This window comes from Pseudomonas sp. 3296 (genome assembly GCF_031456615.1).
Taxonomy (GTDB): Bacteria; Pseudomonadota; Gammaproteobacteria; order Pseudomonadales; family Pseudomonadaceae; genus Aquipseudomonas; species Aquipseudomonas mucoides.
Genome location: NZ_JAVDUY010000002.1, coordinates 227,756 through 239,989, shown reverse-complemented (window position 1 = coordinate 239,989; position 12,234 = coordinate 227,756). Strand labels below are relative to the sequence as shown.

8 protein-coding genes are annotated in these 12,234 nt (G+C 61.2%); 6 read left to right on the top strand and 2 right to left on the bottom strand.

Going from position 1 to position 12,234, the window contains the following annotated elements; translation table 11 throughout:
* Nucleotides 1-73 precede the first annotated feature (73 nt).
* Both J2X66_RS05560 and gshB read right to left on the bottom strand, forming a co-directional pair.
* Nucleotides 74-973, bottom strand: coding sequence for an energy transducer TonB (locus J2X66_RS05560; RefSeq protein ID WP_310261938.1), 900 nt, complete (start codon nucleotides 971-973; stop codon nucleotides 74-76).
* Between the two features lie 77 nt (nucleotides 974-1,050).
* A complete protein-coding gene (gshB, locus tag J2X66_RS05555) occupies nucleotides 1,051-2,004 on the bottom strand; it encodes a glutathione synthase (protein ID WP_310261935.1) in 954 nt (317 codons plus the stop codon).
* Nucleotides 2,005-2,229: 225 nt separating this feature from the next.
* Here gshB and pilG point away from each other — a divergent pair, with 225 nt between their 5' ends.
* From pilG to J2X66_RS05525, 6 genes are all read left to right on the top strand, one after another.
* Nucleotides 2,230-2,634, top strand: coding sequence for a twitching motility response regulator PilG (gene pilG / locus J2X66_RS05550; protein ID WP_027926573.1), 405 nt, complete (start codon nucleotides 2,230-2,232; stop codon nucleotides 2,632-2,634).
* 57 nt (nucleotides 2,635-2,691) lie between these two features.
* Nucleotides 2,692-3,057, top strand: a complete 366-nt coding sequence (gene pilH / locus J2X66_RS05545) for a twitching motility response regulator PilH (RefSeq protein ID WP_060542929.1) — start codon at nucleotides 2,692-2,694, stop codon at nucleotides 3,055-3,057.
* A gap of 10 nt (nucleotides 3,058-3,067) precedes the next feature.
* A complete protein-coding gene (locus tag J2X66_RS05540) occupies nucleotides 3,068-3,601 on the top strand; it encodes a chemotaxis protein CheW (protein WP_310261928.1) in 534 nt (177 codons plus the stop codon).
* A gap of 72 nt (nucleotides 3,602-3,673) precedes the next feature.
* A complete protein-coding gene (locus J2X66_RS05535; RefSeq protein ID WP_310261925.1) occupies nucleotides 3,674-5,731 on the top strand; it encodes a methyl-accepting chemotaxis protein in 2,058 nt (685 codons plus the stop codon).
* Nucleotides 5,732-5,780: 49 nt separating this feature from the next.
* Nucleotides 5,781-11,705, top strand: a complete 5,925-nt coding sequence (locus tag J2X66_RS05530; protein WP_310261922.1) for an Hpt domain-containing protein — start codon at nucleotides 5,781-5,783, stop codon at nucleotides 11,703-11,705.
* Nucleotides 11,698-12,153 carry a chemotaxis protein CheW gene (locus J2X66_RS05525; RefSeq protein WP_310261921.1) on the top strand — a complete coding sequence of 152 codons (456 nt, stop codon included), beginning with the start codon at nucleotides 11,698-11,700 and terminating at the stop codon, nucleotides 12,151-12,153. Before J2X66_RS05530 ends, J2X66_RS05525 begins: the two co-directional genes overlap by 8 nt.
* The last annotated feature ends 81 nt before the right edge of the window (nucleotides 12,154-12,234 follow it).

The following is a 12,234-nucleotide window of genomic DNA, read 5'->3' as shown; positions in this document are numbered from 1 at the left end:
GGCAAACTGACAAGCTGGGGATGCACAGGAAATGCCTCAAATCCCGGCAACAATTCAGATTAACTGTGGGGTGTCAGTTGCTGGAGAGCCTGTCCCCGCGCGCAAACTTCCACGTGCGGATGATTTCCAGGCGGTCGATGTCCGAAAGGTCCCCGGTAAACGGTGCAAACGGCGCCGCGAGCCTGACGATCCGCTGCGCCGCCTGATCCAGCAATGGCTGCCCGGACGACTCCAGCACCAACACTTCATACAGCGAGCCATCGCGGTTGATCGAGACCATTAAGCGCAAATTGCCGTAAATCTGTTGGCGGCGAGCTTCATCCGGGTAGTTGAGGTTGCCGATGCGCTCGACCTTCTTGCGCCATTCATCCTTATACCAGGCACCTTTGTCGCGCATGGTCGAGGCCGCGCTCAAGCGATGGATGCGCGGGCGTTTGGCGTACAGCTGTTGTTCGTTGGCCAGTTCCGCTTCGAGGCTGGCGATGTCGCTGGACAGCTGGGAACTGTCAAACGTCGGCGCGGCCACTTCCGCTTTGGTCTGCGGTTTGACCTCTTCGTTCTTGGCCGGTGCTTTTTTCGGCTTCGGTGCGATGGTCGTCACGGCAGCCTTGGGCGGCGCTTGCTGCACTTCAGGCTTGGCGGCGGGCGGTGGCGTGACTTTTTGCACCTTGTTGTCCTGGAACGGCGCGACCTCGGTGGTCTTGGGAATGGCCTTTTTATCCAGGGTGCCGCTGCCTTGCTGATTTTCCTGGGCGAGGAAATCAGCTTTTTCGGGCTTTTTTTCGCTTTTGAAGCTGGCGAGGGTGATTTCAAGGGTTTTGCTGATCTGTTTGGGCTCGACCATCGTAAAGCCGACGCCCAACAGCAAGGCCAGGTGAATCAACGCCGCAAGAAACAGGGTAAAACCGAGGCGATCGGCCGGGCGCACGCCACGATGGGCGAGTTCAGCGGGCAGATCGGACGGAAGTGTCATGACAAGAAGACCAACATCGCGTTTTTCACAGGCCGCGCATGATAACGCAATGTTGGTTTCATCTAGGGTGTTCTATATCAACGAGCCTTGAGCTTCTGATCGATGGCATCCATCAACAGGCCACCGATGTCGGTGCCGAACGCATTATCAATCTCGCGAATGCACGTCGGGCTGGTGACGTTGATTTCGGTCAGGTGCTCGCCGATCACGTCCAGACCCACGAACAGAAGGCCTTTCTCGCGCAGAGTCGGGCCGACTTGCGCGGCGATCCAGCGATCCTTGTCGGTCAACGGGCGAGCTTCGCCACGACCGCCGGCCGCCAGGTTGCCACGGGTTTCGCCAGCGGCAGGAATGCGCGCCAGGCAGTAGTCCACTGGCTCGCCGTCGATCATCAGGATGCGCTTGTCGCCATCGACGATGGCCGGCAGATAACCCTGGATCATGATTTGCTGCTTGCCATGCAGGGTCAGGGTTTCGAGGATCACCGACAGGTTTGGGTGGCCGGCGGTGTGACGGAAAATCGAGGAGCCTCCCATGCCGTCCAGCGGCTTGAGAATCACATCGCCATGATGATCGGCGAATTCGCGCAGCACGTCAGGGCGGCGGCTGACGATGGTTGGCGGCGTGCACTGCGGAAACAGCGTGGCGAACAGCTTTTCGTTGCAGTCACGCAGGCTCTGCGGCTTGTTGACCACCAGCACGCCGGCGCGCTCGGCCTGTTCCAGCAGGTAGGTGGAGTACACAAACTCCATGTCGAACGGCGGATCCTTGCGCATCAGGATCACGTCCAGATCGCTCAGCAGCGCGTCGGTCTCGGGTTCCAGCTCGAACCACTTTTGCGGGTTGGCGAAGACTTTCAGCGGTCGCATCCGCGCTCGCGCCTGGCCTTCAGCCTGGTACAAATCACCCTGTTCCATATAGAACAGTTCCCATCCGCGCTTCTGCGCGGCCAGCAGCATGGCCAGCGAGCTATCCTTTTTATAGGAAATGCTGGCAATAGGATCCATGACAATCCCGACGCGAACGCTCATGGGTTTTTCCTCGAAAATGGATGGTCCGAACGGACATGAAAAAGTGGCGTCAGAGTGGCGCTGAGTGTGTTCCCGGTCAAGGAAAAACCACCGCAAAGACCGGCCGATAGATTGCATTTGGAGACTGTGCTAAAAAGGCTGCCATGCCGTGCTGGCCCTTGAGCATCAAGGGTTTCCAGCCACCAAACGGACAATTTGTTTCGCAAAGGCGACGGTAGAGCATTTATGGATCAGCATTCCAGCGCCTTGAAGGTCATGGTGATCGACGATTCGAAGACGATTCGTCGCACCGCCGAAACGCTGTTGAAGAATGTGGGTTGTGAAGTCATTACGGCCATCGACGGTTTCGATGCGCTGGCCAAGATTGCCGATAACCATCCCGGCATCATCTTCGTCGACATCATGATGCCGCGTCTGGATGGCTATCAGACCTGCGCTTTAATCAAGAACAACAGTGCGTTCAAGTCCACGCCAGTGATTATGCTGTCGTCCAAGGACGGGCTGTTCGACAAGGCCAAGGGGCGCATCGTCGGCTCCGACCAGTTTTTGACCAAGCCTTTCAGCAAGGAAGAACTGCTGAACGCGATCCAGGCCCATGTTCCGGGCTTCGCCGCCGTTTTGCCGCAGTAGGACACGCACAGTGACGCTCGGCCAGCGGGCCCGGCGTCGACAAGAATGGGGAAGACCATGGCACGTATTCTGATCGTCGATGATTCGCCGACCGAAATGTACAAACTGACCGGCATGCTGGAAAAGCACGGTCACGAAGTGTTGAAAGCCGAGAACGGCGCCGACGGCGTGGCCCTCGCTCGTCAGGAAAAACCTGACGCCGTGCTGATGGACATCGTCATGCCTGGCCTCAACGGTTTCCAGGCGACCCGCCAGCTGACCAAAGACCCGGACACCGGGCACATCCCGGTGATTATCATCACCACCAAGGATCAGGAAACCGACAAGGTCTGGGGCACGCGCCAGGGCGCCAGGGACTACCTGACCAAACCCGTCGACGAAGAGACCCTGATCAAAACCCTCAACAACGTACTGGCCGGTTGATCGTCCGGCCATGACCGAGTCGCTGACGGCTTTCGAACTGCTGCTGCAGATCGACCAGCGCTGTCGTCTGCTGGCGGCGGACCTGCCGTCGCAACCAGCCCGCCAGGACAGTTGGAGCGGCATCGGTTTTCGCATGGGCGAGGATTGGTACGTCGCGCCGATGGGCGAAGTCAGCGAAGTCCTGCATGAACCGCGTTTCACTCAGTTGCCAGGCGTCAAATCCTGGGTCAAAGGGGTAGCCAACCTGCGTGGGCGATTGCTGCCGGTCATGGATTTGTGCGGTTTCTTTGGGCACGAAGTCTCGGCGCCGCGCAAGCAGAGGCGGGTACTGGTGGTGGAACATAACGAGGTGTTTGTCGGGTTGCTGGTCGACGAAGTCTTCGGCTTGCAACACTTTGCCCAGGACAGCCTGGAGCCGGCAGATCAGGCGAGCGGGCCGATGTCGGCGTTCGTCAAAGGCCGGTTCCAGCGTGAGCAAGCCTGGCAAGTGTTCAGCCCGTTTGCGCTGGCGCAGTCGCCAGGTTTTATGCACGTGGCGGTTTGACCCTGTGGGAGCAAGCTCCCTCGCCACAGGTTGCTCGGCGGGTTCTAAAGGTTGGTTAACAGGCGAGGACTGATGATAAAAACAAAAACAGGCAAGCCAGAAGGATCGCGCAGCCGCTCGCAGATCATCGCGCTGTTTATTGCGCTGATCGTGTTCATCATGCTGCTGTTCGCCAATTTCGCTTACCTCAACACCCAGGCCACGTACGACAAACAGTACATCGGTCACGCCGGGGAGCTGCGCGTGCTGTCCCAGCGCATCGCCAAAAATGCCACCGAAGCCGCCGCCGGCAAAGCGGCCGCGTTCAAGCTGCTCAGCGATGCGCGCAATGACTTCGCACAGCGCTGGGGCTACCTGAAGAAGGGCGACCCGGCCACCGGCCTGCCACCCGCGCCGTCCACCGTGCGCCCGGAAATGCGCGCCGTGCAGCTCGATTGGGAACGCCTGCTGAAAAACACCGACGCCATTCTCTCCAGCGAGCAGACCGTGCTGTCCTTGCATCAAGTCGCCGCAACCCTGGCCGAAACCGTGCCGCAGTTGCAGGTCGAGTACGAGAAAGTCGTCGAGATCCTCCTGCAACGGGGCGCCCCGGCGGCTCAGGTGGCGATGGCCCAGCGTCAGTCGCTACTGGCCGAGCGCATTTTGGGCGCGGTGAACACTGTGCTGTCCGGCGACGAAAATTCGCAGCAAGCCGCCGACGCCTTCGGTCGCGACGCCGCGCGTTTCGGCCAGGTGCTCAACGGCATGCTTCAGGGCAACGTGGCGCTGCGCATCAGCCAGGTCGAGGATCGCGATGCGCGCGCCCGCTTGACCGAGATTTCCGAACTGTTCGAATTCGTCTCGGGTTCGGTGGATGAAATCCTCGAAACCTCGCCGGAACTGTTCAAGGTCCGCGAGTCGGCGACCAACATTTTTACCCTGTCGCAGACCCTGCTCGACGAAGCCTCGCACCTGGCCACCGGTTTCGAAAACCTCGCCGGCGGGCGCAACACCGACACCATCGGCGGCTATGTGCTGGGGTTGCTGGCGCTGACGTCGATCATCCTGATCGGCTTGGTGATGGTGCGCGAAACCAACCGCCAGCTTCAGGAAACCGCCGAGAAGAACGAACGCAACCAGAACGCGATCATGCGCCTGCTGGACGAAATCGAAGACCTGGCCGACGGCGACTTGACCGTCACCGCCTCGGTGACCGAAGACTTCACCGGGACCATCGCCGACTCGATCAACTATTCCGTCGACCAATTGCGCGACCTGGTGGCGACCATCAACCTCACCGCCGGCCAGGTCGCCGCCGCCGTGCAGGAAACCCAGGCCACCGCCATGCACCTGGCCCAGGCCTCGGAGCATCAGGCGCAGCAGATTTCCGAAGCTTCCACCGCGATCAACGACATGGCCCAGTCCATCGACCAGGTGTCAGCCAACGCCGCCGAATCGTCGGCGGTGGCCGAGCGCTCCGTGGAAATTGCCAACAAGGGCAACGAGGTGGTGCACAACACCATCCACGGCATGGACAACATTCGCGAACAGATTCAGGACACCGCCAAGCGCATCAAGCGTCTGGGAGAGTCTTCCCAGGAAATTGGCGACATCGTCAGCCTGATCGATGACATTGCCGACCAGACCAACATCCTCGCGCTCAACGCGGCGATTCAGGCGTCGATGGCGGGTGACGCCGGGCGTGGTTTTGCGGTGGTCGCCGACGAGGTGCAGCGCCTGGCCGAGCGCTCGTCCGCCGCCACCCGACAAATTGAAACCCTGGTGCGGGCGATCCAGACGGATACCAATGAAGCGGTGATTTCCATGGAGCAGACCACCACCGAAGTGGTGCGTGGTGCGCGGCTGGCGCAGGATGCCGGTGTGGCTCTGGAAGAAATCGAAGGGGTATCGAAGACCCTCGCCGCGTTGATCCAGAGTATTTCCAACGCTGCGCAGCAACAAACCTCTTCGGCCGGGCAGATTTCCCTGACGATGAACGTGATTCAACAGATCACCTCGCAGACCTCGTCCGGCTCCACCGCCACCGCCGAGAGCATCGGCAACCTGGCGAAAATGGCCAGTCAGCTGCGGCGTTCGGTGTCCGGCTTTACCTTGCCGGCCGCCAAGGCGCAGGCGGCAGACAAAGCGTGAACCGTCCACAGGCGTATGATTTTTGATTGGCGTAGGGACTGGAGTGGTTATGGGTGATCGGCACGACTATGTGGCCCTTGAGTGGGTCAAAGGCGAGATTGCCGAAACGCTGAAGCTGGCTCATCAAGCCATCGAAACCCTGCTTGATGACCCGCAGGCGTTGTACGCCTTGAACGATTGCCTGGCGTACATCCATCAGGTTCACGGCAGTTTGCAGATGGTCGAATTCTACGGCGCGGCGTTACTCGCCGAAGAGATGGAACAGTTGACCAGCGCCTTGCAGCAGGACCGTGTCAGCCATCGTGACGAGGCGCTGCACCTGTTGCTGCAAGCCCTCGGGCAACTGCCGATTTACCTCGACCGGGTGCAAAGTGCGCGCAGGGACTTGCCCTTGGTGGTGTTGCCACTGCTCAACGATTTGCGCAGTGCCCGGGGTGAAACCCTGCTCTCGGAAACCAGCCTGTTCAGCCCGCAACTGGCGGATCTGCCACCGTTGGACGAAGCTTCGCTGACACGGCTGGAACCCGCGGATTTCGTCAACGTGTTGCGTAAATTACGACAGATGCTGCAGGTGGCGCTGGTCGGGTTGCTGCGCGAACAGGATGACCAGACCCACCTCGATTATCTGGCGAAGGTTTTTTCGCGCCTCGAAGAGCTGTGCTCAGGGGCGCCCCTGAGCCCGCTGTGGCAAGTCGCCTCGGCGCTTGTCGAAGGCATGCGCGCCGGTGTGATCGCCAACAGTCCGGCGTTGCGCAGCCTGTTCAAGGAGGCCGACCATGAGCTCAAGCGTCTGCTTGAACAGGGCATCCATGGCATCAATCAACCGGCACCGCCGGAGCTGCTCAAGAGTTTGCTGTTCTACATTGCCAAGGCCGACCATCCCACCGGGCAGATGCTGACCATGAAAGATCGCTACTCACTGGACGATGCGTTGCCCGACAGCGCGATGGTCGATGAAGAACGGGTACGGCTGGCCGGCCCCGACCGCGATGCCATGCGTTCGGTGCTGGCTGCGCTTTGCGAAGAGCTGGTGCGGGTCAAGGAGCGCCTCGACCTGTTCGTGCGCAGTGACCGCCAGCACACCTCGGACCTCGACAGCCTGTTGGCACCACTGCGGCAGATCGCCGACACCCTGGCGGTGCTGGGGTTTGGTCAGCCGCGCAAAGTCATCATCGACCAACTGGCGGTGGTGCTGAGCCTGGTTCAGGGCCAGCGCGAACCGAACGACGCGATCCTCATGGACGTCGCGGGCGCCTTGCTCTATGTCGAAGCGACCCTGGCCGGCATGGTCGGCACCGTGGAGCCCGAGAGCCGGGAAGAAAGCCGCCTGCCGACCACCGACCTAACGCAGATTCACCAGATCGTCATCCGCGAAGCGCGCATCTGCCTGCAAGAAGCCAAGGACATGATCGTCGACTACATCGACGCCGACTGGGATCGTCAGCATCTGCAGGCATTGCCGGCCTTGCTGACCCAGGTGCGCGGCGCGTTGGCGATGATCCCGTTGAGCCGTGCCGCGAGCCTGGTCGAAACCTGCAATCATTTCATCCGCGAGCATTTGTTGCTGGAACTGGACCAGCCCGGTTGGCAGGAACTGGACAGCCTCGCCGACGTGATTTCCAGCATCGAGTATTACCTGGAACGCCTGAGTGACGACCCCGAATCCCTGGGCGAAAAGTTCCTCGATGTCGCCGAAAAAAGCCTGGCATCGCTCGGGTTTTTCCCCAGCGAAACGCACGTGCCAATGCTCGATGAGGTGCTCAGCCCAAGTGAAGCGCAGGTCATGCAGGACCAGCAGGGACTCGATGACCCCGAGATCGTGCAGTCGCTGGCCGATGTGCTGGCCAGTCCCGTGTCTTCGGTCAATCCGCCGGCCCTGACCACGCCGGGCAGTCTGTTACCGCCACCCGCCGGTGAAGAGCCTGTCGACGATGAGCTGCGCGAAGTCTTTCTCGAAGAGACTGACGAGGTCCTCGATATCCTCCAGGAATTCTTGCCGCGCTGGGCTGCCAACCCCGACGACAAACCTGCCCTGATTGAGCTGCGCCGCGCCTTTCACACGTTGAAAGGCAGTGGCCGGATGGTTCGGGCGCTGGTCTTGGGCGAGCTGGCATGGGCGGTGGAAAACCTGCTCAACCGCGTGCTGGAAGACAGCGTCGCGCCAGGTGCCGCCGTGCAACAACTGCTCACCGATGTACTGAATTTACTGCCGGAACTGGTGGCCGAATTCGCCGGCAATGCCCAGCGGCAACGCAACGATGTCGACCAATTGGCGGCGCGAGCGCACGCCCTCGCCAAGGGCGATGCGCCGGCCAGCGATGAAGACACACAGGACGTCGCGGCCCTCGATCCGTTGTTGCTGGAAATTTTCCGCAAAGAAGCCGAAACCCATCTGGTCAGCCTCAACCGCTTTCTCGATCAGGCCGCCGAGCATGTGCCGCTGCAGGCCAGCGATGAGTTGCAGCGCGCCTTGCACACGCTCAAGGGCAGCGCCTCGATGGCCGGTGTGTTGCCGATTGCCGAACTGGCGGCACCGCTGGATCAACTGGCTCGCGAATACAAGGCGCACCTGATTGCGCTGGACCTCGACGAAGTTGAGCTGTTGCTGGAAGCCGAAGGGCTGTTTCGGCTCGGCTTGCGCCAGCTCAAGACCGATCCGCTGGCCGAGATTCGCGGTGCCCGCTCATTGATCGCACGTACCCAGGCGTTGCTCGCGGAACGTCTGCAGTCGCTGTTGAGTACACCCAATACCGCACTGAGAACCAAGCGTGATCCGCAGCTGATCAACAACTTCCTGGCCCAGGGCATGGACATTCTGCTGGACGCTGAAAGTTTGTTGCAGCGCTGGCAGCAGCATCCCGGCGAACGTCAGGAGCTGACCGCGCTGCTCGATGAACTGACCACCCTCGGCGAAGGCGCGCACCTCGCCGACCTGCATCCGGTGGACGCGCTCTGCGAAGCCTTGCTCGACCTGTACGGCGCAGTGGAAGAGAGCAGCCTGGCGGTCAGCGAGCGGTTTTTCCATGAGGCGCAAAGTGCTCACGAAGCGCTGATCAACATGCTCGACGAACTGGCCGCCGGCCAGGAAGTCAGCCCGCAGCCGGAACGCATCCGGGCCTTGCGCGGTTTGCTCGATGAAAGTCTTGATCCGTCGTCCATGGGCCTGATCCGCAGTGATGGCAGCCGGACCCTGAGCATTCGGGAACTGGGCAGCGCCACCGCCGAACTGGAGCAGGCCGCAACCCAGGTCGATCTGGACGATGAAATCGTTTCGATCTTCCTCGAAGAAGCGGTGGATATTCTCGAAAGCGCCGGCCAGGCCCTGCAACGCTGGTTAAATGACCCGGACAACGCCGCGCCGTTGTCGTCCTTGCAGCGCGATTTGCACACGCTCAAGGGCGGGGCGCGGATGGCTGAAGTCGAGCCGGTCGGCGACCTCGCGCATGAATTGGAAAGCCTGTACGAAGGCTTGGTGGACCGCCGTTACACCTACAGCGAATCCTTGGCGCAGTTACTGCAAAAGAGCCATGACCGGCTCGCGGTGCTGCTGGAGCAGTTGCAGAATCAGCAATCGCTGGGCAACCCGGGCGAACTGATCGAGGCGATTCGCGCGTTTCGTCAGGGCAATACGAACACCGCCGAAGTGCCGGAGCCTGCGCCGGCCAAGGATTCGCCGGGGCATGATCCTGAGTTGCTGGAAATCTTCCTTGAGGAAGGTTTCGACATCATCGAAAACTCCGGCGCTGCCCTTGTGCGCTGGCAAGCCGAACCGTCGAACCGACAAGAAGTAGAAACCCTGCTGCGTGACCTGCACACCCTCAAGGGTGGTGCGCGCATGGTCGAAATCGCCCCGATTGGCGATCTGGCCCATGAGCTGGAATTTCTCTACGAAAGCCTGTCGGCGGGCACCCTGCAACCGAGCGCGGCGTTGTTCTTCTTGTTGCAAAGCAGTCACGACCGCTTGGCGCAGATGCTCGATGCGACCCGTGCCGAACAGCCTTTGCCGCCGGCCGACCGACTGATCGACCAGATCAAGAACTTCAGCCATCCGTCCGTGCTTCAGCCGGCCCCTGTGGCGCCTGTCGCCGTCAAGTCCGAGACGCCTGTTGTCGCCAAGCCCGAGACGCCTGCGCCGCAAGCCGACGCAGGCGCCGACATGGTCAAGGTCTCGGCGGAGCTGCTCGACGACCTGGTCAACCTGGCCGGTGAAACCTCGATCTTCCGTGGCCGTATCGAACAACAGGTCAACGATGCGCGGGTCACCCTGAGCGAGATGGAAACCACCATCGAGCGGATGCGCGACCAATTGCGCCGGTTCGATACCGAAACTCAGGGGCGGATTCTCAGTCGCCAGCAAGTCGACGCCGAACGCCTGGGCTACGAAGAATTCGACCCGCTGGAAATGGACCGCCACTCGCAATTGCAGCAACTGTCGCGGGCGCTGTTCGAGTCGGCCTCGGACTTGCTCGACCTCAAGGAAACCCTCGACCGGCGCAATCAGGACGCAGAGAACCTGCTGCAACAGCAGGGCCGCATCAATACCGAGTTGCAAGAAGGTCTGATGCGTACGCGCATGGTGCCGTTCGAACGGATGCTGCCGCGTTTGAAACGCATCGTTCGCCAGGTCTCCAGCGAGCTGGGCAAGGACGTGGAATTCATAGTCGGCAACGCGGAAGGCGAGATGGACCGCAACGTCCTCGAGCGCATGGCACCGCCGCTGGAGCACATGCTGCGCAACGCCGTGGACCATGGGCTGGAATCGGCCGAGGTGCGTATCGCTGCCGGCAAACCGGCCAAGGGACGGATCACGCTCGACTTGTCCCGCGAGGGCGGCGACATGATTTTCGACATCCGCGACGACGGTGCCGGCGTGCCGCTGGACGCGGTGCGGCGCAAGGCGATCAAGCGCGGTTTGCTCGCTGAAGATGCGGATATTAGCGACCGCGACGTGCTGCAGTTCATCCTGCAACCGGGGTTCTCCACGGCCGAGAAGATCACCCAGATTTCCGGGCGAGGCGTCGGCATGGACGTGGTCCATGAAGAAGTTCGCCAGCTCGGCGGCACGATGGTCATCGACTCGGTGCCGGGGCAGGGCGTGCATTTTCGCATTCGCCTGCCGTTCACCGTGTCGGTCAACCGCGCGCTGATGGTGCAATGTTTTGACGATCAATACGCGATCCCGTTGAACACCATCGACGGCATCGTCCGCGTGCTGCCCAACGAGCTGGAAGGGCATTACCGACTCGATCCTCCACGCTACAAATACGCCGGGCAGGACTATGAACTGTGCTACCTCGGCGAACTGCTGAAAACCAGTACCCGCCCGAAACTGCTGGGCCAAAGCCTGCCGTTGCCGGTGTTGCTGGTGCAGTGCAACGAGCGGCACATTGCGGTGCAGGTCGACTCCATGGCCGGCACCCGCGAGATCGTGGTGAAAAGCCTCGGTCCGCAATTCGCCGCGGTGCAGGGTTTGTCCGGTGCGACGATTCTGGGCGACGGCCGGGTGGTGCTGATTCTCGATTTGCTGGCGCCGATTCGCGCGATGCAGGCTCGCGTGCCGCAACAGCCGGTGACTCAGGACGTGGAAGTCGAGCCGCATAAACCGCTGCTGGTGCTGGTGGTCGACGACTCGGTCACCGTGCGCAAGGTCACCAGCCGTTTGCTGGAGCGCCACGGCATGAACGTGCTGACCGCCAAGGACGGAGTCGACGCCATGCTGCTGCTCGAAGACCACCTGCCCGACGTGATGCTGCTGGACATCGAAATGCCGCGCATGGACGGCTTCGAGGTGGCGACCCAAGTGCGCAGCGACGAACGCTTGCAGCACTTGCCGATCATCATGATCACCTCCCGCACCGGCCAGAAACACCGCGACCGCGCCATGGCCATCGGCGTCAACGACTACCTCGGCAAGCCGTACCAGGAATCGGTGCTGCTCGACAGCATCGCGTTGTGGAGCAAAACCCATGCTTGAGCACCGCACCTCCAATCTCACCGGCCTTCTGCTGCCCCTGGCCGACCGCAACTTGATCCTGCCGAACGTGGCGGTCGCGGAATTGATCGACTATCAGCCGGGGGCGTTCGATCTGGATACACCACCGTGGTACCTGGGATTGGTGAGGTGGCGGGACCGGCAGATTCCGTTGCTGAGTTTCGAATCGGCCTGCGGCCAGAAAATCGTCATCGGCGAGCGGGCGCGGATTGTGATTCTCAATGCCCTCGGCGGGCGACCGGAGTTGAAGTTCATTGCATTGCTGGTGCAGGGGATTCCACGGTCGTACAAGCTCGACAGTCAGTTGAGTTATGTGGATGTGCCGTTGTGTCCGCTGGAGCAGGCGGCGGTGCAGGTGGGGGAGCAAGTGGCGAAGGTGCCTGACTTGCTGGCGCTGGAGGAGTTGCTGGTGAGTGCCGGGTTGATCTGACTGGCCCCATCGCGAGCAGGCTCACTCCCACAGGGAAACGCATTCCAATGTGGGAGCGAGCCTGCTCGCGATGGCGGCCGT